Here is a 22,245-nt window from a genome sequence, read left to right as displayed (position 1 = left end):
TCTGCTTCGGCTTCGTGGGTCTGGCGCTGTTCGCACTCTTCATGGTGTGCACTGTGGCAGGCGGCGCGCGAGTGAAGACCACCTCCGGGTACTGGCTGCATAGCGTGCCGGTCGCGTGCTGTGTTGTCTTTATTTTCTACAGCTTCGATATTGCTCAGCTGACCATTCTGATGCTTGCGTCGATGGCGTGTATCCGTTCCATTCGGGATGGTGAGGGGCTATGACGAAGAATCAGTCCCCTCGCGGTTTAGATACATCTAAGGTTTCATCTTTCGATGATGCGTATTCGGTGAGCGGTCACCCTAGCCGCCGTGCACGCCTGCGTGAGAGCGGCGAGTATGTGGATCCGGTAGTAGAGCCGGCTGACTCACAGGCAGAGTCTTCTGCTGATGAGTTTGCTCCGACGGTGGACGATATCCGTTCCGGCCGTTTTCCTGCGACCACGGCGCTGTCGATTGTGCCTCCGGCTCAGGGCTTTGCGTCCGAGGAGTCGCTGCCCGATTCTTTGGAGGCGGGTTCTTCAGAAACGGGTTCTTCGGAGTCAGGTAGTTCGACTGCAGGTTCCTCAGCGGTGAGCGCTACCGTTGTAGTGGGTGCTCATCTGTCCGGTTCCCGGAGGGCTGCCCCGGCTACTGCTGAGTCTGCAGAAAAGGCTAAACCTTCCGTCTCAGGTGCCCAGGCGGATAGCGCATCCGCGAAGAGCACGCCGGTTAAGAAAGCCCCCGGAAAGGGTAAGCAGCCCAGCCTCGCCAAGAGCGGCTCTCTTGCTTCTCTGTGCGTGATGTACGGTGCGGGTATCGCATTCGTGACCACGATGGTGGTGTCGAACGGTATTGGTGCTGAGGGTTCGGGCGAGTTTTTCCGTCTGATGGCGTTGTTTGCGATTGCGATTTCGCTGGTGACCTTCGGGGCGGATACTGGCTTGGTTCGTACGATGAGCGCTCAGCGTGCGCTGGGTCGTTACGGTGTGCTTCCGCAGCTGATCCGTTACGGTCTGATTCCTTCGCTGGTGACTTCGGTGCTTCTGGTGGCGGGTGTGTACATCTACACCGAGCTTGTGCCAATGGCTCCCGAGTATCAGGCTGCAATGCGTATCAGCTCCGCTTTCGTTCTGATAGCGGCGCTGATGACGGTGTTCTTCGGCGCACTACGCGGTCTGCATCGTGTGGTGACTTTTACGGTTCTGCAGAATGTTCTGCTTCCTACTCTGCGTTTTGCGGCGGTGGGTTTGGTGGTTCTGTTCTCGGGTCAGTTCATGGATTTGGTGTACGCCTGGACCATTCCAGTGGCGATTACTGCGGTGGTTGCCCTGTGGCTTTTGGAGCGGGCGTTCCCTTCCGAGGAGCATGTGGAGGTTCTTCCTTCTGAGGATTCTCCGGCCGAGACGTTCCGTTCGTTCTGGGGTTTCAGCTCTGCACGCGGTGTCGCTACCGTTGTGGAAACTATCCTGGAGTGGATTGACGTTCTGGTGGTGACGGCGTTCTTGGGCGCCGCTGCCGGTGGTATCTATGGTGCTGTGAACCGTTGTGTTCGTGTGGGTACCATGATTGAGCACACCGGCCGTGTGGTGACCGGCCCGTCGATTAGTGCGGCGTTGGCGACTCGTCAGCTCGATCGTGCTCGAGATATTTTCCTTTCGACCACTCGCGTGTTGACTGCGTTGTCTTGGCCGTTCTATCTGTCTCTGGCGTTCTTCGGTCCGACTCTTTTGGGTTTCTTCGGTAAGGGCTTTGAGGCTGGCGCCGGTATCCTCTGGGTGATTTGCCCGGCGGCGATGCTGTCGATGAGTGCCGGTGGTGTGCAGTCTGTTCTGCTGATGAGCGGTAAGAGTCGCTGGCAGCTGTTGAACAAGCTCTCCTCGCTGGTGGTGGCTGTGACCTTGAACTTCACTTTGGTTCCGGTATGGGGCCTGTACGGTGCGGTGACGGCTTGGGCTTCTGCTCTGCTGATTGACACCTTCCTGGCGAGCTACCAGGTGTTCCGCCTCGTCGGTATTCGCGCTTCGGTCCGTGAGATGGCTCCTTCGCTCTTCTTGGGTGCGGCTGTTCCGACAGTGTGTGCTCTGGTGTCTTTGACCTTCTTGGGTCAGAACGTTTTGGGCGTCATCGTGTATGTGGTGCTGCTCGTTCCGGTGTACGGTGCGGTGCTGTACCGCTTCCGCAAGGCTCTCGGTATTGAGCGTTTCCTCTCCGCCCGCCGCGCGAAGTCTTAAGCCTTCCGCTTCTTCTACGTTTCCTCCGATATTTAGTGTCCGTTTCTCTTCCTCTAGGATGTCCTCATGGATAACACCTCTCATACCTCCTCAGTTACCCTCGGTAGCCAGGTACATCGCATTTTCCGACACCGTCTGCTGATTCTGCTGTCGGTCGTGATTTTTGCTGTGGCGGGTGCCGCTTACGGCTACATGACCAATAGCAAGTACACTTCTAAGGCTTCGCTGGTTGTTTACCCGCTGGTGGTTGACCCCGCCGGTACCGGTAGCGCTAACTCCGCGAAGGTGGATATTGCTACCGAGTCTCGCATTGCTTCCTCTCGTGAGGTTGCGCAGAACGCGGCGAAGTCTCTGATTGCTAATGGCGATACCCTCTCTGAGGCTCAGCTGACCAGCCGCCTGATGAACTCCGTTAAGGTGACCGGTACCTCCCAGACTGCCGTGTTGGACATTGAGGTAACCCGCCCCAATGGCACGGATGCTGCACGTTACGCTAACGCCATGGCAAACGCGTACCTGCAGGTTCGTTCCGAGTCGCTGAAGAGCAGCGTTGATTCTGCTGTGCACCAGATTGATGAGCAGATTTCTGCCCTCGAGGGTGATAACAGCCGTGCCGGTCTGCTTTCTCAGCTGCAGGAGCGTCGCGCTCAGATTCAGCTGACGTCCACCACCGGTGGCCGCGTGATGAGCGAGGCTCAGGTTCCTTCTTCTTCCTCGGCTCTTGGCCCGGTAAAGATGGCTATTGTTGGCGCTGTTGCCGGTCTGCTGATTGGTGCTGTACTGGCTTACGGTCGTGACCGCACCATGCGTCACGTTGGTTACGCTGACCGTCTGGAAGATGCTGGTATCCCGGTTCACGAGCTGGGTTCCTCTTCTGAGGCGAATGACGCGTTCATGCTGCTACGCACCATTGGCGCTCCCGACGGCGATGTGAAGAGTGCCGGCGCATCCGGCATTGTCATTCTGCCCGGTACTGACCGCGGCGTTGAGCACCTGTACCAGATGCTGCAGCGTGTTCTGCCCACCGAGTACGCACGTTTCACCGATTACGCTTCGGTCCGTGACGCTCTGACCCGCCACACTCCCGAGTCGCTGGTTGAGAAGAGCGAGACTCCTCTGGTGATTAGCCTGAGCACCGCTACTCCCCTGTCGACCCAGCTGCGTTTCGTTCAGGCTGGCGGCGTGGCTCTGGTTCCGGTGACTGCAGCTACTTCTCTGCAGCAGGTTCGTGAGCTTTTCGCTCAGCTGGATCAGCTTGAGGGCGTGAACGCTCTGGCTGTTTTCCTGGACCGTGAATAACTAGACCGGGGGTAAATGGACCGCGCGCAATCGGGGTCTATTGATGGATACCTCGCCTGTGTGCGGGTTCGTCCTTCGTCCTTGAGCGTAGGGTCGGTAACGCTTGTTGAGGCGGATCTGTTGTAGCAGGTCTGTTGTTGCAGATCTATTGATGCAGGCGTTGCCGGACCCGTCAGCTCACCCTTATCTTTTCTTCTTATTTTTCTCTTGTATTGGGGCTTTAGGAGAACACTATGACTGAGGCAACTTCCTCTCAGGCACCGAAGAAGAAGCTTCTGCTGGTTTCTAGCAGTGGCGGACACTTGAAGCATCTGACGGCTACTTCTGCCGCATGGCAGGATTATGACCGCGTGTGGGTTAGCTTTAAGCAGCCCGATGTTGAATCTTCTCTGGCTGATGAGAAAACCTATTGGGCTTATTACCCGACTACTCGAAATATTAAGAACGCTATTCGTAATCTGTTCTTGGCATTTCGTATTCTTCCGAAGGAACGTCCGGATGCGGTTGTTTCTGCCGGCGCCGGTGTTGCCGTTCCTTTCTTTGTGGCGGCTAAACTCTTTGGCGTAAAGACTCTTTATATTGAGTGTTTTGACCGCCCGACTCTGCCGACGATGACCGGCAAGATGCTGTACACCTTTGCTGGTCGAATTATTGTTCAGAGCGAGGAACAGCAGGAGAATTTCCCTGATTCTCGTGTGATTCATCCCATTTTCTAAGAGTGATGAATTTATCCTGAAAATAGCGTCCTCGCGTGTGCTGAGGGCGTTATTTTCGGGGTATAGTATTTATTAAACATACAGATACGCATAAGTCGTGCGCTCCACTGTGGACTCACCATCCAAGCGAACTAACCACTCGCCAGAGAAGCGTATGCGGAGATTACTCACCATTTTCTCCGGCACGACGCCACCGCGTATACCAATGATGCCCTCCGGATTTTTGCATCAGGTATACGGGGTTACTACCGATAAATACATAGAGAGGAATAGGCTATGTCTATTCAGAACTTCCCCCACGTCAGCGTTGATACTTCCAAGTTCGACCTGCCCGTATTTACCCCTGCCGTCGCGCCCGTTCGTATTCCTACCAAGACTTACGATTTGGTGGTGTCCCTCGGTACCGACGTTCACACTTTTGATCGTCTCCTGCGCTGGGTTGAGGCTTATCTTGAGGCTCACCCCGAGGTCACCTGCCTCGTGCAGCATGGCCACACTGCGCCCATTAAGCACGCAGACAACCTTAAGCTCCTTCCCGCCTCCGAACTTCTGGACTACTACGCAACCGCACGCGTAGTACTGGTTCAGGGCGGCCCCGGCTCCATCCAGGATGCACGCCGTACCGGTGCTCTGCCGCTGGCTGTTCCGCGCCGCGCAGAGTTCGACGAGGTCGTTGACAACCACCAGGTCCCCTTCACCGCTCTGATGGAGAAGCGCGGTCACGCTGTTGTTGTTGAAAGCCGCGAAGACCTCTTCGACAAACTGGATCTTGCTCTGGCGAACCCCTCCCTGTTCCGCACCGCTGAGCCCTACATCTCCACCCCGGAGATTTCTGCAGCGCAGCTGAGCGAGGAACTGCAGGATCTGCTCGCGGGCAAGACCCACCGCAAGGATTCCTTCTGGGGTCGTCTGAAGCAGGCCGCTCGCGCACACCGTGCGGGTAAGGCTGAGATGGCTCGCATCGACGCGATGGCACCCAGCGCCTAACCAGCGTCTAAAAGCTTTAGCTTGCTAAGCCCAGCCTCCTTGGCGATGCGATGCGGGAGCCACCCGGAAGCGGTTCCCGCATTTTTAGACCGGCGTGCGAATCCTCCAGCCACCCTGTGAGAGGCTGTGGATGTTTTCCCTTTTTCACGGCATATTCTCAGGTGGATTCGCGTCTTTACATTGGTTGCGAAACCCCGCGCACCGTATCCTTAGAAGGGATAATGCGCGGGGTTTTCGCGCACTACGAAAGGAACAATTATGGCAGTTCAGGAATCAACCGTTATCAACGCAAGCGTTGAGCAGGTTATCGAGGCACTCTCCAGCGAGGATTTCGCACGCTTCGTATGTTCCGAGGTTAGGGTGGAGCTCGGTAGCTTCTCGGTTTCCGGTGACACCTCCGCAGAGTTCACCGCAACCACCGAGCGTACCGTGTCCACTGATCGTGTGCCGGACATCGCCCGTAAATTCGTCGGCAACGGCGTTACTATGACCCAGGTGGACAACGTAAGCGCACCGGCTGCTGACGGCTCCCGCACTGTTTCTACCGAGGTCAAGGTTAAGGGTCTTCCCGTATCCGCTCAGGCTACTCAGAAGCTGACCCCCGAGGGTGAACAGACCCGCCTGGACGTCAACGGTGAAGTCTCCTGCTCCATCCCGCTGGTGGGCAAGAAGATTGCAGCCGCTGCTGAACCTCAGGTTGGTCGCGTGCTGAAGGTTCTGGGCTCCTCCGTTGAGAAGTGGCTGGCACAGCGCTAAAGCTTATGAGACGCTCACCTTTGAGGTGTAGCTGACATACTCGCCAATATACGAAAGGATCCCCGCCGTATGTACTTACGGCGGGGATCCTTTTGTGTCTTTATGAGTCTCTATGTCTTGATGAGTCTCTACGAGCGCTAGCGCCCTGATGAGGGCGTAGGAGCGTTAGGAGGCGACGGTCGCCTCGGAGTATTTGCGCTCGCCGAGCAGCTCGGCGAAGCGGCGCATCTCTACGCGCAGGTCGTGCTCTGCTTCGAGCAGGTCAACGACCTTGCGCAGCTTGGTGCTGGAGGTGTGCTCGGTGTAGGGGAAGTAGTGTACTTCCACGCCGACCTCTGCGAAACGTGCTTCCAGTGCCTTGCCCTTTTCGGTACCCTTCCAGTCATCACCCTTGAAGAAGACGTTGAAGGGCTTCTGCTTCCAGGTTTCGAGCTTGTCGGGGGTGGTTTCGACGTGCACTTCGTCCACGTAGTCGATGTGGCTGACGATGGCGGCACGCTCTTCGATGGGGATGACGGGGCGGCGGCCCTTGGTCACTTCCAGAACGTCATCGTGCACGACACCTGCAATGAGGTAGTCGCAGTTTTCCTTAGCCTTGCGGAGAATCTCGAGGTGGCCGTAGTGGAAAAGGTCGTAGGCGCCTGCGGCGTAGCCAATAATCATGGGGCTTCCTTGTGGTTGGTAGCGGCGATGGTTATTCCGGTGTGGTTGAAGTACCGGAAGGGGTGAGAAACATAACCGTTATCTGTAGTGAAGGCAGGAGAATTAGCGAAGATTATTCAGCACTGAGAAAGTATTCTCTCTACACTGTTTTTCTTCTCGCTATCACGTGAGAATATGCGGGTCCGAAAAGAGTTTCTCGAGGGTGCTGGTTGGGCGCCCTTCGTCCTTTTATTTTACCAGTCACCTTTTTGAAGGAAAAAGGAAAAGATATAAATATGAGGCGGATACAGTGTAGTATCCGCCTCATATTTTCGTCATATTGATTTAAAACAAAGAAATCTTATATCAAGAAAGGGTAGGGAGTAGATTCTCAGCTAGGGTCTCGTTCGGTGCTTACCGCTAAAAGTTTATCGAAAAACATTACACATCAATGCAATATATTGTCGATGGCTCCATTCGATATTTTCGATTGGCGTTCAAATATCGGCTAACTGCCGAATGACCCAACCTGCCCTCTTGGCAAAGAGCTAGTTCTTCGCGGCCGCTTCCTTAGTAGCTTCCTCAACCGCAACCCACGAAAGCATCGCACACTTCACGCGCGCCATGAACTTCGAAACGCCGGAGAAAGCCGCCATATCGCCGTACTCTTCCTCGTCCAGGGTCACCTTACCGCGCGAGCGCAGCATCTCGCGGAACGCATCCACGTGACTCTGCAGCTCAGAGGTGGTCATGCCGGGCGCCATTTCAGAGAGCACGGAGGCGGCAGCCATGGAGATGGAGCAGCCGTCGCCCTCCCAGGAGACCGATTCGATGGTCTTCTCGCCGTCCTTCAGCTCCTCAGAGAGCACCACGCGCAGGTTAATTTCGTCGCCGCAGGTGGGGTTGTACTGGTGGTTATCGGCGCTTGCATGGCCGGCGGGTACCTCTACGAGGTGCTCGCCGCTGCGCTGCTTAGAATGCTCCAGAATAATTTCCTGGTACAGGGATTCAAGAGACACGGTGATCTTCTTCCGTCAGTTGGTATGTCTGAAAAATTGGGGCGTTAGCTTCTAACGCATCTGCTTTAAAAGCCGAAGTAGGGGCGCACCTCGGCCAGTGCCTTCAGGAAAGCGTCCACGTCTTCGGTGGTGTTGTAGATGTAGGTGGAGGCGCGAGTCGAGGCGGTCACACCGGCGCAGCGATGCAGAGGCTGGGCGCAGTGGTGACCCACGCGCACGGCGATGCCCTGAGTATCGAGCAGCTGACCCACGTCGTGCGGGTGCACACCATCGATAGCGAGAGCAACCAGTCCGGCACGTTTGGTGGGGTCGGTGGGGCCGAGCAGGCGCACGCCCTCAATCTTCTGAACGCCCTCAACGAGGCGGGCGCCCAGTTCGTGTTCCCAGGCCTCAACGTTCTCCATGCCCAGGTGCTGCAGGTAGCGCACAGCAGCGGCGAAAGCGACTGCCTGCGAGACGCGCTGGGTGCCTGCCTCAAACTTGATGGGGGCGGGCATGTATTCTGCGTCCTGCAGACCCACGCGGGTAATCATGGAGCCACCGGTCAGGAAGGGCGGCAGAGCTTCAAGCAGTTCAGCACGGCCGTAGAGGGCACCGATACCGGTGGGTGCCAGCATCTTGTGGCCGGAGAACGCCGCGAAGTCGACGTCCAGGGCGTGGAAGTCTACGGGCATGTGCGGTACGGACTGGCAGGCGTCCAGCACGATAAGCGCGCCATGCTTGCGCGCCATGGCAACCATGCGGGGCACATCGGTAATCGCGCCGGTCACGTTCGAGACGTGGGTGAAGGCCACGATGCGGGTCTTCTCGTTGATGATGTCCTCGGCTGCCGCGTAGTCGAGCTGACCGTCCTCGGTGGAGGGGATGTGGCGCAGAGTCGCGCCGGTACGCTGAGCAAGAATCTGCCAGGGAATGAGGTTCGCGTGGTGCTCAATCTCCGTGGTGACGATTTCATCGCCGGGCTTCAGCGCGAAACGCTCAGCGGCAGGACCACCGATGCCCTGGGAGGCGTTGCCGATGGAGTAGGCAACCAGGTTCAGCGCCTCGGTTGCGTTGGAGGTCCACACGATTTCTTCGTCAGTGGCGCCGACGAAATTCGCGACGGTGATGCGCGCATCCTCAAACAGGTCGGTTGCTTCGACCGCGAGGGTGTGGGCGCCGCGGTGTACGGCGGAGTTAGCGTGCAGGTAGAAGTCGCGTTCTGCGTCGAGAACCTGAAGGGGTTTCTGGCTGGTCGCCCCCGAATCCAGGTAGACCAAGGGATGCCCGTTGACCTCAGTGTTGAGGATCGGGAAGTCCTGGCGAAGCTGGCGTACGATGTCGTCGCTCAGCGGGGTGTTGGCGGGGGTGGAGTATTCAGCCACGATTACCTTCTTCTCTCGCTCATACGCTCCACGGGTCGGGTATTTTCCCGTCGTGGAGCGTATAACGTCATTCTTTTCTAGCTTATTCCCTCACCGGGCTCTTGCATAGTTAGGTAGAGCCTAGTTCACACATCGGCCTATATCATGCGTTGCCCCAGTTCAGTGTTGACCCAGTTCAGCGTTGACCCGGCACGGGTCATACGGCTAGGAGCCTGCTCCGTGGTAGCGCTGCTGGGTTGCCAGCAGGCCTTCCTTCACGAGCATCATGGTGGCATCCGCTGCATTCGAAATGAGGAAAGGCAGGTCCTTCGCTTCGGTGCTGCTAAAGGGCTTGAGCACGAAGTCTGCGGTGTCCATGCGTCCGGGAGGTCGACCGATGCCGGTGCGCACACGGTAGTAGTCCTTGGTGCCCAGTGCCTTGGTGATATCGCGCAGACCGTTATGGCCGCCCTCTCCCCCACCGATCTTGAGCTTAATGGTGTCGAAGGGGATATCGAGTTCATCGTGCACAACGATGATGTGGTCGGGGTCGATGCCGTAGAACTTGGCGACGGCGCTGACCGGGCCGCCCGAGGTATTCATGTAGCCGAGAGACTTCATGAGGATGACCTTGGGGCCACCAAATCCGAGGCGTCCCTCCACCACAACCGCGGAGGCCTTGGAATGCTTCTTAAAACTGCCGCCAACTTCCTTGGCGAGCTCATCCAGAACCATCTGACCAATATTGTGGCGGGTCTTAGCGTAGTTGGGGCCGGGGTTTCCTAGACCCACGATGAGCCAGGTATCAGACATCTCTTCGTGTACCTTTCTAAGTTCGGAGGGACTGCTCCCGCTTCTTGTCTGCGGGGTATGCAAACGGCCCGCACCCCGTATGAGGATGCGGGCCGTTCCCAGCCCGGCTTATGCCGGTCTATAAGCGTTGAAATCCGCTACTTACGCAACGAACACCAGGTCGATGTGCTGCAGTTCGGGGCGGATGGGGTGGCGCTGGATGTCCTGAACGCGAGCCTTGATGGTCTCACCCTCAACCTCGATAACCAGCACTGCGTCTGCGTTACGAACTGCCAGGGTGGTCTCGTGACCGGGCAGAATCAGGTGCTTGGGCTCTGCGCCGTTGCCGTAAACGACAGCGGGAATCTTGCCTGCAACGCGTGCGCGGCGTGCGTAGCCCTTACCGAAGTCAACGCGGGGCTCTGCAACAATCTTGAATTCAGCCATGGGAATCTCCATTTCTGTAGTCTGTACATAACGCGCCAAGAGAAACGGCGCGGATGAAGAATCCGTACGCCACCTCGTCGATAACGGCTCACCGCGTTTGCGGTGGCCCTCGCCTTGGCCAAGACAATATTGTACAGGTTCCCGGCTCTTCTTCAAGGGCCGGGAACCTGTGATATGGCGCTTTTCACGCCTTTTATGCTGTTGTCAGCAGATATAGGGTCGAATCCCTAGAGGATTAGGAGCCCATGTCCGCCAGGTAGGCGGCGAGCGCCTCGCGGTGATCGCGCGGGGTGAAGCCTGCAGCAATCAGCTTGGACAGGTCCATCGCCGAGTTCGTCGGACGGTGAGCGAAGAGCTCAGCGTTGGCGAAGTATTCCTCGGTAGTGGTGTCGCTGACTCGTGCCGGGTCATGGCCGGTGCCCTCGTACACTGCACGAGCGAACTGTGCCCAGTTGATGACTTCACCGGTGTTCGACACGTTGTAGGTGCCGTATTCAGCGCCGGAGAAGAGCAGGTGCAGGGCAGCTGCCGCCAGGTCCTGGGTGAAGGTCGGGCGGCCCCACTGATCGGCGACCACGGACGGGTCGATACCGCGCTCAGCCAGGGATGCCATGGTGCCCACAAAGTTCTTGCCAGCGCCAACAACCCAGCTGGTGCGCAGGGTGTAGTGCTTACGCCATGCGGCAGCGGCAACCTCACCGGCAGCCTTGGACGCGCCGTAGACGCTCAGCGGTGCCAGGGGGTAATCCTCCGGGTATTCCTCACCCAGGGGCAGGGAGCCGTCAAAGACGTAGTCGGTGGATACGTGAACCAGCGGCAGGTTAGCTTCTTCACAGATGGAGGCAAGAGCGCTCACGCCCAGAGCGTTAGCTGCCCAGGCGTCGCGGCGACCCTCGGGGGTTTCAGCCTGATCCACTGCGGTGTACGCTGCAGCGTTGATGACCGCGCGGAAGGAGCGCCAGCGGAATGCGTCGCGCCACTGCTCGGGCTTGCCCAGGTCGAGGCGGTCGCGATCCACAGCCAGGAAGGGTACGTTCTGCTCGGTGAGCTGACGAACCAGCTCGGTGCCGAGCTGACCGCCCGCGCCAATAATCAGGATCGGGTCGGCTTCCAAGGGCTTGATCTCGTTCAGACGTGGGTGGTTACGGTCCTTCTCGGAGAGCTCTGCCTTCGCCAGGTCGATGGGCCAGTCGATTGCGACGGTCTCATCGGCAAGGTTCAGGAAGCTGTAGCCGGATACTGCGTCCGCCGACCAGTGATCGTTCACCAGGTAGGTGTAGGCGGTGTTCTCTTCCAGGGTCTGGAAGGAGTTACCCACGCCGCGGGGCACGAAGATTGCGGTGTCCGGGCCCAGCTCCACGGTGACGACCTTACCGAAAGACTCGCCGGCACGCAGGTCAACCCACGCGCCGAAGATACGACCGGTCGCAACAGAAACATACTTATCCCACGGCTCGGCGTGGATACCGCGGGTGGTACCTACCGAAGCGTTGAACGAGATGTTGTTCTGGACGGGGTTGAAGTCGGGCAGACCGGCTGCGACCATCTTCTCGCGCTGCCAGTTTTCCTTGAACCAGCCGCGGTTATCGCCGTGAACCGGCAGGTCAATAATGAGCAGGCCGGGAATCTCGGTTTCAGTAACCTTCAATTCCTTGGTCATTACTGGCCAGCCTTTGCGTACTTAGCCTCAACCTCAGCCTTCAGGGGCTCCCACCAGCCGCGGTTGTCGGTGTACCACTTAATGGTGTCGGCAAGACCGGACTCGAAGTCGGTGAACTTCGGCTCCCAGCCGAGCTCTGCACGCAGGCGGCTACCGTCGATTGCGTAGCGCAGGTCGTGACCGGGGCGGTCAACCACGTGCTCGAAGTCGTTCTCGTCCTTGCCCATCAGGCGCAGGATGGTACGCAGAACGGTGATGTTGTTCTCTTCGCCGTCTGCACCGATGAGGTAGGTTTCGCCAATCTTGCCCTGCTCCAGGATGCGCAGCACAGCAGAAGAGTGGTCGGATGCGTGAATCCAGTCGCGAACGTTCAGGCCCTCGCCGTACAGCTTCGGGGTCAGACCCGAGAGGATGTTAGTGATCTGGCGGGGGATGAACTTCTCGATGTGCTGGTAGGGGCCGTAGTTGTTGGAGCAGTTAGAGATGGTTGCTTCAATACCGAAGGAGCGGACCCATGCACGAACGAGCAGGTCGGAGCCTGCCTTAGTGGAGGAGTAAGGGGAAGAGGGATTGTAGGGGGTGGTTTCGGTAAACTTTGCCGGATCATCCAGCTCGAGGTCGCCGAAGACCTCGTCGGTGGAGATGTGGTGGTAGCGAGTGCCGTGCTTACGGACTGCTTCCAGGAGGCTGAAAGTACCGATGAGGTTAGTGTGGATGAACGGTTCGGGATTGGACAGGGAGTTGTCGTTGTGCGATTCCGCAGCGTAGTGGACAACAGCGTCTGCCTTGCCGACCAGTTCGTCAGCCAGCTCGCGGTCGGCGATGTCGCCTACGACGAGCTTGAAGCGGGACTCAGGAAGACCCTCCAAAGACGCAGCGTTTGCGGCGTAGGTCATCTTATCCAGCACAGTAATAGTGTGATCAGTGTTATCGATGAGGTGGTGAACAAAGTTCGAACCAATAAAACCGGCACCGCCGGTAACAAGAATGTGAGCCATACGGTAGATTTTACCTGGCTAAACAGCGATTTTTATGCCTCAACAAAGAGATAAACATGACACAATAAGAAGTTATGAAGGGAATTATTCTTGCCGGCGGTACCGGAAGCCGTTTGCACCCTATCACTCAGGGTATTAGCAAGCAGCTCACTCCGGTCTATGACAAGCCGATGATTTACTACCCGCTGTCCACTCTCATGCTGGCGGGTATCCGCGATATTTTGATTATTACCACTCCTGCCGACCAGGAGCAGTTCCAGCGACTGCTCGGTGACGGTTCCCGTTTTGGTATTAATCTCGAATACAAGGTACAACCTTCCCCGGACGGTCTGGCACAGGCTTTTATTCTGGGTGCCGACTTTATTGGTAATGACCCTGTAGCGCTCGTGCTCGGTGACAATATCTTCTACGGTCCCGGTCTGGGCACTCAGCTTGCCACCTACGAGCAGAAGGACGGCGCGACCGTCTTCGCTTACCGGGTTGCTGATCCTCGCGCCTACGGCGTGGTGGAGTTCGACGAGGACTTCAACGCACTGTCCATTGAGGAGAAGCCTGAAAACCCCAAGAGCGACTACGCTATTCCGGGTCTGTACTTCTACGACTCGAAGGTTGTAGAGTATGCACGCCAGATTAAGCCTTCCCCGCGCGGTGAGTTGGAAATCACTGACCTCAACCGCATCTACCTGGAACAGGGTAAACTGAAGGTTGAGGTTCTGCCTCGCGGTACCGCGTGGCTCGACACCGGAACCTTTGATTCACTCGCTGATGCCACTAACTTCATCCGCACTGTTCAGAGCCGTCAGGGTCTGTCAGTTGGTTGCCCGGAGGAAATTGCGTGGCGCCACGGTTGGCTCTCCGATGAGCAGCTGCGCGACATCGCTACCCCCCTCGTCAAGAGCGGTTACGGTAGCTACCTGCTCGGATTGCTCCGCTAATAAACACCGGGGGATCTTCGTATCCCTTCACCGCCTGCAACAACACTCCACGTTGCAGGTACACTAACTCAAACTTTCTGGAGTATTCTCACTACCATGACCATTTTGGAATTTTTCCGCACCACGAGGGCTAACCTCTGGTTGCTGATCATTGGCATCGTTGTCGGTGCCGCAGCAGGCTTCGGCTATGCATCTCTTCAGCCGAGGGTCTACGCTGCATCGTCCTCGGGCTACGTGACCGTGGGCGAGTCCGGTACTGTGGATGTTCTCTCCGGCTCTTCCGCAGCCAAGGAACGTGCGCGTTCTTATGCAGCTATCGTCTCTTCCGAAGCTGTGGCACAGAAGATTAAGCAGAACAACCCCGAACTCTCCATGACTACCGGGCAGATTCGTGCAAGCCTCACTGCAACCGCGGGTGATAACGCTGCGCTGATTACCGTGAGCGCGCAGGCTTCTTCCCCGAAGAACGCACAGCTGCTCGCTAATGGTGCACTGCAGGCTACCGCCGACTACATCAAGGAAATTGAGCAGAACCCCGGTAATGCTCAGGCTCTGGTGAACGGCGAAAACACCGCCGCATCCGCGACCACCAACAACACCGTTCGCGTGATTCCGCTGAATAACGCAAGCGTGAACCCGCCGCTGGTGGCCCCGAACTACGAGCAGAACGTACTCATCGGTGCGGTGGCTGGTCTGGGTCTGGTGTACCTGGCAATCTTCCTGCGCCGCGCACTGGATCAGCGCATCCGCACTCGTGACGACGCTACCAAGGCAACCGGCGCAAGCATCCTGGGCGTTCTGCCCGTCAGTGACGACCTGAACGAAGAAAACATCGTTAACGGCAACACCGACGACCACATCGCGCAGGAGTCTATCCGTCAGCTGCGCACCAACCTGCGCTTCGTGAACGTTGACACTCCCCCGCGTTCGTTCATCGTCACCTCCGCAGTGCCCGGTGAAGGTAAGTCGACCGTGTCGCTGTCGCTGGCTCGCGCAATGGCTGACGCGGGTTCGCCCGTCATCCTCATTGACGCCGACCTCCGCCGCCCGACCGTGGCTAAGAAGCTGAAGCTGGACGCCAAGGTCGGTCTGACCCAGGTTCTGGCTGGCCAGGTCGAGATTGCTAACGCTGTGCACCAGCTGGGCGATTCGAACCTCTTCGTCCTGCCCGCGGGTCGTATCCCCCCGAACCCCTCCGAGCTTCTGGGCTCCGATAAGATGCGCCAGCTGATTAACGAGCTCTCCGAAGAGTTCATCGTGGTCGTCGACGTTCCGCCGCTGCTGCCCGTGACCGACGCTTCGCTACTCTCCCACTCTGTGGATGGCGTGATCCTCGTCGGTTCTATCGGTCGAAGCCACCGTGAGCAGATGACTGAAGCTGCAAGCATCCTGAAGAAGGTCAACGCGAAACTCCTCGGTATGGTTCTGAACCGTGCGCCCCGTAAGGGTCTGGGTAACTCCTACTACGGCTTCGGTTACGCAAGCTCGTACGTCGGTTACTCCACCTACTACGGTTACGGCAAGGACGGCGACAAGAAGTCGTCGAAGAAGTCCTCGGCTAAGAAGTAATAACGTAATAAGCGCCCTAAATCATAGGGAGCGACTTAGGGCGGGATGGGCAGTATTTTCTGCCCGTCCCGCCTTATACTTATCTGGTATACATGTGCACCGAAAGGCTATTGTGACCACTCACTCACCCAATACCCCGGAGCCGCAGACTACTCCGCTCGCGGCACGGATTCGGCTTGCGCACGCCTACTTCCAGCGGATTGCCGACATGCACTCCATCGATATTCTGCATGTCAAAGGCTACGCTTTCTCCCAGGAAATTTACCGCAAGGGCAGGTACAGCTCCGACGCTGACCTGCTCGTCCGTCCCTCTCACGTGGACCGCTTTGTAGAGATTCTTCTGGCAGATGGATGGCGTATCCAAGCCCATTTCGAGACAGGTTCCGTGTTCGAGCACGCGATGACGCTCTACCACGCTTCATGGGGCCTAACTGATATCCATCGTTTCTTCCCCGGTCTTGGGCGCCACGGCGACTACGAGAAGGCATTTGACCGCATCTGGGCTGCACGTAAGACCCGTATGATTGCACACCGCCCCTGCAATGTCCCCAGTGATTTGGATGCGCGTCTTCTCGTGGTGCTTCACCGCGCCCGTGCGGCATCACGCTACAGCGCGGATATTAACTACCTGGTTTCTCTGCTCTCGTACTATGATTGGCAGCGCCTACGAGCCCGCGCGGAGGAGCTCGACTCTTCCCTCGCATACAGCGCGGCTATGGGCGGTCTGGAGCAGTACCGTGACGACCGAGACTACCTGCTGTGGCTGTCGGTCTCGCAGGATGTGCCCCACTATATTCAGTGGATTGGACGCCTGCAGTCGGCGAGCACCCTGCACGATAAACTGCGCACCCTCAAGAACATTTTCCTCGTGAATAAGGACCACTTGGCGATGCAACTGGGACGCACCCCCACCAAGGCAGAGATACGTGCCAAGTTCTTTGAGCGTTTCGGAATCAAGGTGAAAAAATGAGCAATCCGGTAGATTCCCGTCAGACCGTCTACGGTATCCCCGAGAACATCGCGTACGTTCATTCTGAAGAGTTCGCTAAGTACTCCCCCACGGCAACTTATCTTGCAAATCTTGCCAACGGTGAGCTGTCTGTCCTTCAGGATTCAGCTTCCATTATTTGGAGTATTTTTGAAGACCCGATGTCTCTGCAGGACGCTATCGACGTGCTCTGCGAGATGTATGAACAGCCTGTAGAGACTATGGGGCCGCAGATTGAGGGTTTCATTCCCGAGCTGCTCTCCAAGGGGCTCCTAGAGGCCCGCTAAGGCTCTCAGAAAGCATAAAGAAGGCGGGGCGGCAGAACTTTTATAGTTCTACCGCCCCGCCTTCTTCTATGAGCCGTCAAGCTCTTTTAGTCTTCAGGCAGAGACTGCACGTACATCTTCAGACGGCTGATGAAACGAGCCTCCGAGAAACCGTCAACGTGCTCACGGATGTAGTCGGCATCCCAGTCATCCGGGTTGAAAGCCTTGAGGGCTTCCACCAGCTGCTCCACGGTCGGCTGGTTGATGAACATGCCGGTCTTGCCTTCCTGAATAGTATCCAGGAAGCCGCCCGCACGGTAGGCAATCACAGCCTTGCCGCTAGCGCCCGCCTCCAGCGGAGTAATACCGAAGTCCTCATAAGAGATAGCCAGCAGCGCCAAGCAGTGACGGTACGCGTAACGAAGCTGCGCATCCGAAACGCCCGAAGCGATACGAACAGTGGGGCCTGCAAGGGCCTCCAGGCGTTCCTTCTCCGGACCGCGACCAATCACCAGCAGCTTCTTACCCAACTCATTACACGCCTCAACAGCCTTATCAACATTCTTGTAGGGCAGCAGACGCGAAACAATCAGGAAATAATCGTCCGATTCGGTGAACTCTTCCAGACCCGGAATAGGCTCAACCGGTGCGGTGGCGTCTACCGAGTGCGGCGGGAAGAAAATCGGAACGTCCTTCTTGCCGTACACGTTCTCGATACGCTTCTTAATCACGCTCGCGTTCGCCACGTACACCGCCGAGCGGTGGGCCGCCCAGTGATCCCACAGCATCAGTGCAGGACGCAGGGTCTTCAGCAGCAGCGGCACGGGGCCGGTGCTCTTCTCGCCCAGGTACTGATCGCTCAGGTACAGCCAACGCGCCGGCGAATGGCAGTAAATGAACTTACGACCGGCGAAGTTGAAGCCGTGCGCCCAACCGGTCGTCGACACCACAGCACGCTCAGCCGGCACCTTCAAGAAAGAAGAAGCAAACGGCAAAATCGGCAACGCCATACGGTGGTTACGACGCAGGTAACCAATCTTATTCAGCGGGCTGGTAATGATCTTCGCGTCCTTGAACTCGGGGAAGGTGCCCTCCGGGTCGTACAGAGTCGTGTAAATCGGCACATCAGGGAACGCACGGTGCATTGCCAGCACAACACGCTCCGCACCGCCGCGCTGAGTCAGATAGTCGTGGGCAATTGCAATCTCTTCCGTCGCCTCAGGCTTGACCAGCGGCACGTAACGGCGCGCCAGGCTGCCAAGCTTCTTGAGGCTCTTCGGGATATCAGCAAGCACCGCGTCGGGATTCTTCGGCCCGGTAAACGGAGCGGAGGTCAAGAGCTGAGTGAGTGACATTTCCTTTTCCTCCTAGAAAACTTTCTGAGCGCGCTCAGGATAGTGAATACCGGCGTACGATGCAGCCTCAACCTGCAGCGCCACAAGCTTCTCAGCAGCCTTAGCAGGCAGCTTGAGCAGAATCTTATCGCTCGCATCGCCGAGAGCCTTAATGGTCTTCTCGGTGGTGAAACGTGCGAGGGTCTTGACCAGCAAACCCCACGCGCCCGTCGGGTTCGGTGCGGGGTGTGCTTCTTCGCCGTGCTTACGCACGAAGATGGTGCGGGCAGAGCCCGAGTGCAGGGCACGCAGGGCACGCACTGCAGTGGTGGTAGCCTCCGCATAGTGCTTGACCTCAACTTCATCAGAGATGATGATGCGGCCACCAGCATCATGGACCATTTTGCCCATGTCTACGTCTTCCCACCCGTAGAGACGGTACGCAGGGTCGTATCCGCCAGTACGGTCGAAGTACTCCGCAGAGATAGAAGAGTTGCCGTTCCAGTACAGCCAACGGCCTTCTTCAGCTACGCTGAGGGCGCCTTCTTTGAACCGGGCATCGCGGAAATTACCGTACACACGAGAATAGGGAGTGTCCGGGTACACGTTCTTCAAGGTACCAATCACACCGTCATAATCACGGTGCAGGCGAATCTGCGCCTCGACATAGTCGGCAGCAGGCTCAAGATCGTCATCGCAACGGATGAGGATATCTGCATCAGCCGCACGGTGGCCAGCGTTTAGCGCTGCCACGCGACCGCGGTTCTCCTCGAAAACAATCTTGGTCAGGTTCAGCTTGCCTTCTGCAATGTAGCGGTCAAGCACAGCTTCGCTGTTATCAATATCGCCGTCGAGGACCACGATAACCTGGAAGTCCTTCTCGGTCTGGGCGGCAAGCGCATCCAGCGGGTAGTGCAGAATATCTGCACCACCGCGCGAGGGGATGATGACCGCAGCCTTGTAGCGGTGGGTAGTCGTCATAATTTTCCTTCGGGGTTTGAGTGAGAGGGTATCCGTTGGGAATGATCTATAGGTTTAGAAGCACCTTAGCGGATAAAACGTTCCAGAATCTCACCAACACGGACCTTACCTGCTTCAGGCGAGTAGTTCTCCTGCCAACGCCAGAACAGCTCGGAGGTACGTTCTGCAAGCTCTTCAGTCTCTTCACGAATTTCCTGACCCAGCTTCTCAATCGCCTGAGCAAGTGCCTGCGGCTGATTCACAGGAACAATATAGGGGTAAGAGCCATTGCCGCCCACAACCTCCGCCAAGGGTGCAGCGTCGCTGATAACGACAGGGATGCGCGCACTCATCGCTTCAGCGACCACAAGGCCGAAGGATTCTTCAGCACCCGCCGAGGGGACAACCAGCATATCAATGTTAGAGAACAGGCGGTCAGGAGTGGTCCAGCCCAGACGGGTGCTAAACGGTGCAACACGAGCCAGAGCCGTTTCGACTTCAGCACGGCCCTCCTCAGAAGCGAAGACAGGCTCACCGCCAATAATGAAGTCGTAGATGATTTCATCCTTATTAAGGATGCTCAACGCCTCACACAAAGCAGGAATACCCTTAGCAGGGGTTAGACGCCCCAGGAACCCGACGCGGAGTCGGCGCTCCCCCACACGGTGATCCAGCTCGGTAGAAACGCCACTGACCCAGTTTGCAAAAACCTCACTGCCGGGGCAGGCACGCGCCACATAGCGGCTGGGGACCAGAGTAACCAAAGCGTTACGCCGGGCGAAAGGTACCAGCTTAGCGTTGATACCGGTAGCAAACTGGTGCAGATGCACGATGCGGTTCTTACGACCGCCAGTAGCGGTCGCAGGGACCAGACCGTTACACCACAGCAGAACATCCTTGTGGCGGGCATGCCAGCTACGCAGAGCAAGCATGTACTGTGCGCGGTTCTTTGCCGGCAGAATAATACGGGCAAACCCCTCGTCCGCTGCTGCCTCCATAAGCTGCTTCGGCTCGGAAGGACCCACAACAGTGACCTTGTAGCCGAGGTTACGGGCTGCACGGGCAATGTTCAGAAGCATGACCTCGCCGCCACCAATATCACCGTTATTAGTAGCGATGTACAGTTCTTTCTTCAATGTTCTACTCCTAGAGCAAATGACGAGGGGAATAGTTCTTCTAGGGAATCGTTAGTACTCCCCGGATACGCCAGAACAAGGCACTCCAATAAGCGTTTCAACAAATATGTAGCGCGCTATGTTGGAGACTTAGAGAAACTACCTGCCGAGGCAGACAACACAATGTGAATATCCTCTACGCCTTATAGGTATTCTGGGCGGCTAGCATATGGTTATCGGCTTCTTCAGCATCACGAACCTCAATTCGCTCATCAAAGCCTTCGATACTTGCCTCATTATGACCGGTACCAAGACGCTGTTCACGTTCAAGTAGTAACACACGCAGAGCCAATCCACAGGCAATAGCCCATGGCCAGGTGTAGAAGACCTCGCCCAGACGCGATGCACAAATCATGATGGCGATACCGGCACCCTGTACAACATAGAATTTAGCCGGCAGAGTCTTCTGGCCGCTAAACACGTTCACAATAAAGAGCAAGGTAATGGTAACGACCAGAATCATCCACGGCCAGCCGCCCTCAACAAGCGCAGACCAGTATGAATTGTGGAAGTACCAGGTCTTTGAACCGGTGTGTGCCAGGTAAACGTACGCTTCACCCAGGCCGTCACCGAAGAAACCAGCAGCATTCACCTTCACTTCGGAAGCGGCGTCAATCAGCGCACGGAGCGCATCCGTACCCGAACGATCCGCGAACACGCCAGCACGCGAATAGTCACTGGTTAGCATATCAATCAGCCAGTACAGAGCCACACCCAAGGCTATACGACCAAAGGTCTTCAACTTATGGGCTACAACAATCCAAATCAGACCCGCCGCGTACGCCGCAATAGAGGTACGAGAACCCGTAGCCCATAGCAAACCGGAAAAAACAACAATAGCCCCGATAACTTCAATTTTGTTACGGGCAAAGCTCAGAATCATCAAACCGAAGAGGCAGTACACCAGACCTGAGAAATTTTTGTCATTCAACCAACCGGTCAGATAACCGTAGTATCCCGTCACCGGGGCAAAACCGGCAAAATAGGCTACAGCGTTAAAGATGATTGCTACTGAATACCCGAGAATAATGGAACGAATATGCAGACGCCCAGCAGCAATGGCCCAAACCAGCACTGTTGCCGCCACCAGGCGAAGTAAGCGTCGTGTCCAATCCGATGCGTCCTCTGAATGCACGCTGTTGATAGAAACGATTGCCAAGTAACCCATCGCAACGAACATGATGGCGCGCAAACCGGAAAAATGGCTGACGTCAAAGGTCGGCTTACGGGTCAGACCGTACGCCGCCAAAACAAGAATGACTACCTGGTTAAAGGGCAGACCGATGCCAGGCACGGCATTACCAAAAAGCAAGAGGAATGCCATGATGAACTCAGGCATACGAATCTGGCCACTCTGGTGGCGGACGTAATCGCTACCGCGAGACACAGCTTCAGAGAAACGCGAAACTTCCGGCTTCTCAGCGGGTTCGTTCAAGTGCGCGTAAACCTGCGAAGCCTGACTCATGATCTGCCTCCTCGAAGTACACGTGCGTAAATATCAACCGTCTGAGCAGCCATCTGCTCATTCGAAATCCAGGTGAAAGGCTCCGGCTCGCCCTTCTGCAGCTGCGCGCGCATGGCCTGCAGAACGTCCTGAGTCAGGGTTGCGCTCTGGCGGTCCACCAGCTCGTCGGCGCCCAGAATCTCCGGGTTGCCGCCCACAGCGGTAGCTACCGTCTTCAGGCCGGCTGCCTTAGCATCCAGCAGAGTGTAAGAGCAGTTCTCCCACACCGACAGCTGAACAATCATGTCGCTACGACCCATCGCTTCAATCGGGTTAACAAAGCCGCTGAAGGTCACCGAATCGCCCAGGTTCAGGCGCTGAGCCTGAGCCTGCAACTCGGACGCCAAATCGCCAGAACCCGCAATCTCAAGATGAGCCTGCGGGTAATCCACACGAAGCTGCGCAAAAGCGTCCAGCAGCACGTCAATGCCCTTCTCAGGGGACAGACGAGACAGCGAAAGAATACGAGGACCGCCTTCGGCGGGTACACGCTGCTGCTCAACAGCCGCGTGCACTTCGGGGATATCCACACCGTTGTACACCAGCTCCACGTCACGAGCGCCCCACTTGGCGCGCATCTGCTCTGCGGTAGAACGAGAAACAGCAATCGCCTGATCGGTACCCCACAGGCGCACACGGTGCA

The 22,245-nt window shown here is 57.0% G+C and carries 21 protein-coding genes and 1 pseudogene; 10 read left to right on the top strand and 12 right to left on the bottom strand.

Annotated features, from left to right (window positions below; genetic code table 11):
- The 6 genes and pseudogenes from Q0216_RS03715 to Q0216_RS03690 form a co-directional block, all read left to right on the top strand.
- Positions 1–224, top strand: a pseudogene (locus tag Q0216_RS03715) (O-antigen ligase domain-containing protein); the annotation flags it as partial.
- A complete protein-coding gene (locus Q0216_RS03710) occupies positions 221–2,212 on the top strand; it encodes a lipopolysaccharide biosynthesis protein (protein ID WP_298593023.1) in 1,992 nt (663 codons plus the stop codon). The pseudogene Q0216_RS03715 and the gene Q0216_RS03710, both read left to right, overlap by 4 nt.
- A 66-nt stretch (positions 2,213–2,278) precedes the next feature.
- Complete coding sequence (locus Q0216_RS03705) at positions 2,279–3,511, top strand: Wzz/FepE/Etk N-terminal domain-containing protein (protein ID WP_298593021.1); 1,233 nt, start codon at positions 2,279–2,281, stop codon at positions 3,509–3,511.
- A 233-nt stretch (positions 3,512–3,744) separates the two neighbouring features.
- Positions 3,745–4,227 carry a UDP-N-acetylglucosamine--LPS N-acetylglucosamine transferase gene (locus tag Q0216_RS03700; protein ID WP_298593019.1) on the top strand — a complete coding sequence of 161 codons (483 nt, stop codon included), beginning with the start codon at positions 3,745–3,747 and terminating at the stop codon, positions 4,225–4,227.
- Between the two features lie 276 nt (positions 4,228–4,503).
- The gene (locus Q0216_RS03695) at positions 4,504–5,214 is read left to right on the top strand and encodes a glycosyltransferase (RefSeq protein ID WP_298593017.1); all 711 of its coding nucleotides are present in this window, start codon (positions 4,504–4,506) and stop codon (positions 5,212–5,214) included.
- A 258-nt stretch (positions 5,215–5,472) separates the two neighbouring features.
- The gene (locus Q0216_RS03690; RefSeq protein WP_298593016.1) at positions 5,473–5,970 is read left to right on the top strand and encodes a DUF2505 domain-containing protein; all 498 of its coding nucleotides are present in this window, start codon (positions 5,473–5,475) and stop codon (positions 5,968–5,970) included.
- A 165-nt stretch (positions 5,971–6,135) separates the two neighbouring features.
- On the opposite strand, the gene Q0216_RS03685 is transcribed toward Q0216_RS03690, so the two are convergent.
- The 7 genes from Q0216_RS03685 to rfbB all read right to left on the bottom strand — a co-directional run bounded on the left by Q0216_RS03685 (position 6,136) and on the right by rfbB (position 12,871).
- Positions 6,136–6,633 carry an adenylyltransferase/cytidyltransferase family protein gene (locus tag Q0216_RS03685; protein ID WP_298593014.1) on the bottom strand — a complete coding sequence of 166 codons (498 nt, stop codon included), beginning with the start codon at positions 6,631–6,633 and terminating at the stop codon, positions 6,136–6,138.
- 527 nt (positions 6,634–7,160) lie between these two features.
- On the bottom strand, positions 7,161–7,631 hold the full coding sequence (gene sufU, locus Q0216_RS03680) for a Fe-S cluster assembly sulfur transfer protein SufU (protein ID WP_298593012.1): 471 nt from the start codon (positions 7,629–7,631) through the stop codon (positions 7,161–7,163).
- Between the two features lie 65 nt (positions 7,632–7,696).
- Positions 7,697–8,995: an aminotransferase class V-fold PLP-dependent enzyme gene (locus tag Q0216_RS03675; RefSeq protein ID WP_298593010.1), complete on the bottom strand. Its 1,299-nt coding sequence runs from the start codon at positions 8,993–8,995 to the stop codon at positions 7,697–7,699.
- Between the two features lie 204 nt (positions 8,996–9,199).
- A complete protein-coding gene (pth, locus tag Q0216_RS03670; protein ID WP_294632964.1) occupies positions 9,200–9,787 on the bottom strand; it encodes an aminoacyl-tRNA hydrolase in 588 nt (195 codons plus the stop codon).
- 141 nt (positions 9,788–9,928) lie between these two features.
- Positions 9,929–10,213, bottom strand: a complete 285-nt coding sequence (locus tag Q0216_RS03665; RefSeq protein ID WP_298593008.1) for a 50S ribosomal protein L25 — start codon at positions 10,211–10,213, stop codon at positions 9,929–9,931.
- 235 nt (positions 10,214–10,448) lie between these two features.
- A complete protein-coding gene (gene rfbD / locus Q0216_RS03660; protein WP_298593006.1) occupies positions 10,449–11,873 on the bottom strand; it encodes a dTDP-4-dehydrorhamnose reductase in 1,425 nt (474 codons plus the stop codon).
- Positions 11,873–12,871, bottom strand: coding sequence for a dTDP-glucose 4,6-dehydratase (gene rfbB / locus Q0216_RS03655; protein ID WP_044142793.1), 999 nt, complete (start codon positions 12,869–12,871; stop codon positions 11,873–11,875). The genes rfbD and rfbB overlap by 1 nt, the downstream gene beginning before the upstream one ends.
- Before the next feature lie 74 nt (positions 12,872–12,945).
- Here rfbB and rfbA point away from each other — a divergent pair, with 74 nt between their 5' ends.
- The 4 genes from rfbA (at position 12,946) to Q0216_RS03635 (ending at position 16,650) form a co-directional block, all read left to right on the top strand.
- Positions 12,946–13,806, top strand: a complete 861-nt coding sequence (gene rfbA / locus Q0216_RS03650; RefSeq protein WP_298593004.1) for a glucose-1-phosphate thymidylyltransferase RfbA — start codon at positions 12,946–12,948, stop codon at positions 13,804–13,806.
- 96 nt (positions 13,807–13,902) lie between these two features.
- Positions 13,903–15,375: a polysaccharide biosynthesis tyrosine autokinase gene (locus Q0216_RS03645; protein WP_298593003.1), complete on the top strand. Its 1,473-nt coding sequence runs from the start codon at positions 13,903–13,905 to the stop codon at positions 15,373–15,375.
- Positions 15,376–15,487: 112 nt separating this feature from the next.
- Complete coding sequence (locus Q0216_RS03640; RefSeq protein WP_298593001.1) at positions 15,488–16,345, top strand: nucleotidyltransferase family protein; 858 nt, start codon at positions 15,488–15,490, stop codon at positions 16,343–16,345.
- On the top strand, positions 16,342–16,650 hold the full coding sequence (locus tag Q0216_RS03635) for a PqqD family protein (protein ID WP_298593000.1): 309 nt from the start codon (positions 16,342–16,344) through the stop codon (positions 16,648–16,650). The genes Q0216_RS03640 and Q0216_RS03635 overlap by 4 nt, the downstream gene beginning before the upstream one ends.
- Before the next feature lie 86 nt (positions 16,651–16,736).
- Here the strand turns inward: Q0216_RS03635 and Q0216_RS03630 are convergent, their stop codons facing one another.
- From Q0216_RS03630 to Q0216_RS03610, 5 genes are all read right to left on the bottom strand, one after another.
- Positions 16,737–17,984, bottom strand: coding sequence for a glycosyltransferase (locus tag Q0216_RS03630; protein ID WP_298592998.1), 1,248 nt, complete (start codon positions 17,982–17,984; stop codon positions 16,737–16,739).
- A gap of 12 nt (positions 17,985–17,996) precedes the next feature.
- On the bottom strand, positions 17,997–18,944 hold the full coding sequence (locus Q0216_RS03625) for a glycosyltransferase family 2 protein (protein WP_298592996.1): 948 nt from the start codon (positions 18,942–18,944) through the stop codon (positions 17,997–17,999).
- 65 nt (positions 18,945–19,009) lie between these two features.
- The gene (locus Q0216_RS03620) at positions 19,010–20,059 is read right to left on the bottom strand and encodes a glycosyltransferase family 4 protein (RefSeq protein WP_298592994.1); all 1,050 of its coding nucleotides are present in this window, start codon (positions 20,057–20,059) and stop codon (positions 19,010–19,012) included.
- 175 nt (positions 20,060–20,234) lie between these two features.
- The gene (locus Q0216_RS03615) at positions 20,235–21,563 is read right to left on the bottom strand and encodes an O-antigen ligase family protein (protein WP_298592992.1); all 1,329 of its coding nucleotides are present in this window, start codon (positions 21,561–21,563) and stop codon (positions 20,235–20,237) included.
- On the bottom strand, positions 21,560–22,245 hold a 686-nt coding region (locus Q0216_RS03610), incomplete at its 5' end, for a glycosyltransferase (protein ID WP_298592991.1). The genes Q0216_RS03615 and Q0216_RS03610, both read right to left, overlap by 4 nt.

Source organism: uncultured Rothia sp. (assembly GCF_937976295.1).
GTDB lineage: Bacteria > Actinomycetota > Actinomycetes > Actinomycetales > Micrococcaceae > Rothia.
The sequence above is the reverse complement of the archived record's forward strand: the minus strand, read 5'-3'. Positions and strand labels throughout refer to the sequence as shown.

Bases quoted from the DNA above. Each gene is read 5' to 3' on its own strand.
- rfbA (WP_298593004.1), top strand. From the start codon at position 12,946: ATGAAGGGAATTATTCTTGCCGGCGGTACCGGAAGCCGTTTGCACCCT.
- pth (WP_294632964.1), bottom strand. From the start codon at position 9,787: ATGTCTGATACCTGGCTCATCGTGGGTCTAGGAAACCCCGGCCCCAAC.
- Q0216_RS03635 (WP_298593000.1), top strand. From the start codon at position 16,342: ATGAGCAATCCGGTAGATTCCCGTCAGACCGTCTACGGTATCCCCGAG.
- rfbB (WP_044142793.1), bottom strand. From the start codon at position 12,871: ATGGCTCACATTCTTGTTACCGGCGGTGCCGGTTTTATTGGTTCGAAC.
- Q0216_RS03615 (WP_298592992.1), bottom strand. From the start codon at position 21,563: ATGAGTCAGGCTTCGCAGGTTTACGCGCACTTGAACGAACCCGCTGAG.
- Q0216_RS03685 (WP_298593014.1), bottom strand. From the start codon at position 6,633: ATGATTATTGGCTACGCCGCAGGCGCCTACGACCTTTTCCACTACGGC.
- Q0216_RS03690 (WP_298593016.1), top strand. From the start codon at position 5,473: ATGGCAGTTCAGGAATCAACCGTTATCAACGCAAGCGTTGAGCAGGTT.
- Q0216_RS03625 (WP_298592996.1), bottom strand. From the start codon at position 18,944: ATGACGACTACCCACCGCTACAAGGCTGCGGTCATCATCCCCTCGCGC.
- Q0216_RS03645 (WP_298593003.1), top strand. From the start codon at position 13,903: ATGACCATTTTGGAATTTTTCCGCACCACGAGGGCTAACCTCTGGTTG.
- Q0216_RS03665 (WP_298593008.1), bottom strand. From the start codon at position 10,213: ATGGCTGAATTCAAGATTGTTGCAGAGCCCCGCGTTGACTTCGGTAAG.
- Q0216_RS03700 (WP_298593019.1), top strand. From the start codon at position 3,745: ATGACTGAGGCAACTTCCTCTCAGGCACCGAAGAAGAAGCTTCTGCTG.
- Q0216_RS03705 (WP_298593021.1), top strand. From the start codon at position 2,279: ATGGATAACACCTCTCATACCTCCTCAGTTACCCTCGGTAGCCAGGTA.
- Q0216_RS03710 (WP_298593023.1), top strand. From the start codon at position 221: ATGACGAAGAATCAGTCCCCTCGCGGTTTAGATACATCTAAGGTTTCA.
- Q0216_RS03695 (WP_298593017.1), top strand. From the start codon at position 4,504: ATGTCTATTCAGAACTTCCCCCACGTCAGCGTTGATACTTCCAAGTTC.
- rfbD (WP_298593006.1), bottom strand. From the start codon at position 11,873: ATGACCAAGGAATTGAAGGTTACTGAAACCGAGATTCCCGGCCTGCTC.
- Q0216_RS03630 (WP_298592998.1), bottom strand. From the start codon at position 17,984: ATGTCACTCACTCAGCTCTTGACCTCCGCTCCGTTTACCGGGCCGAAG.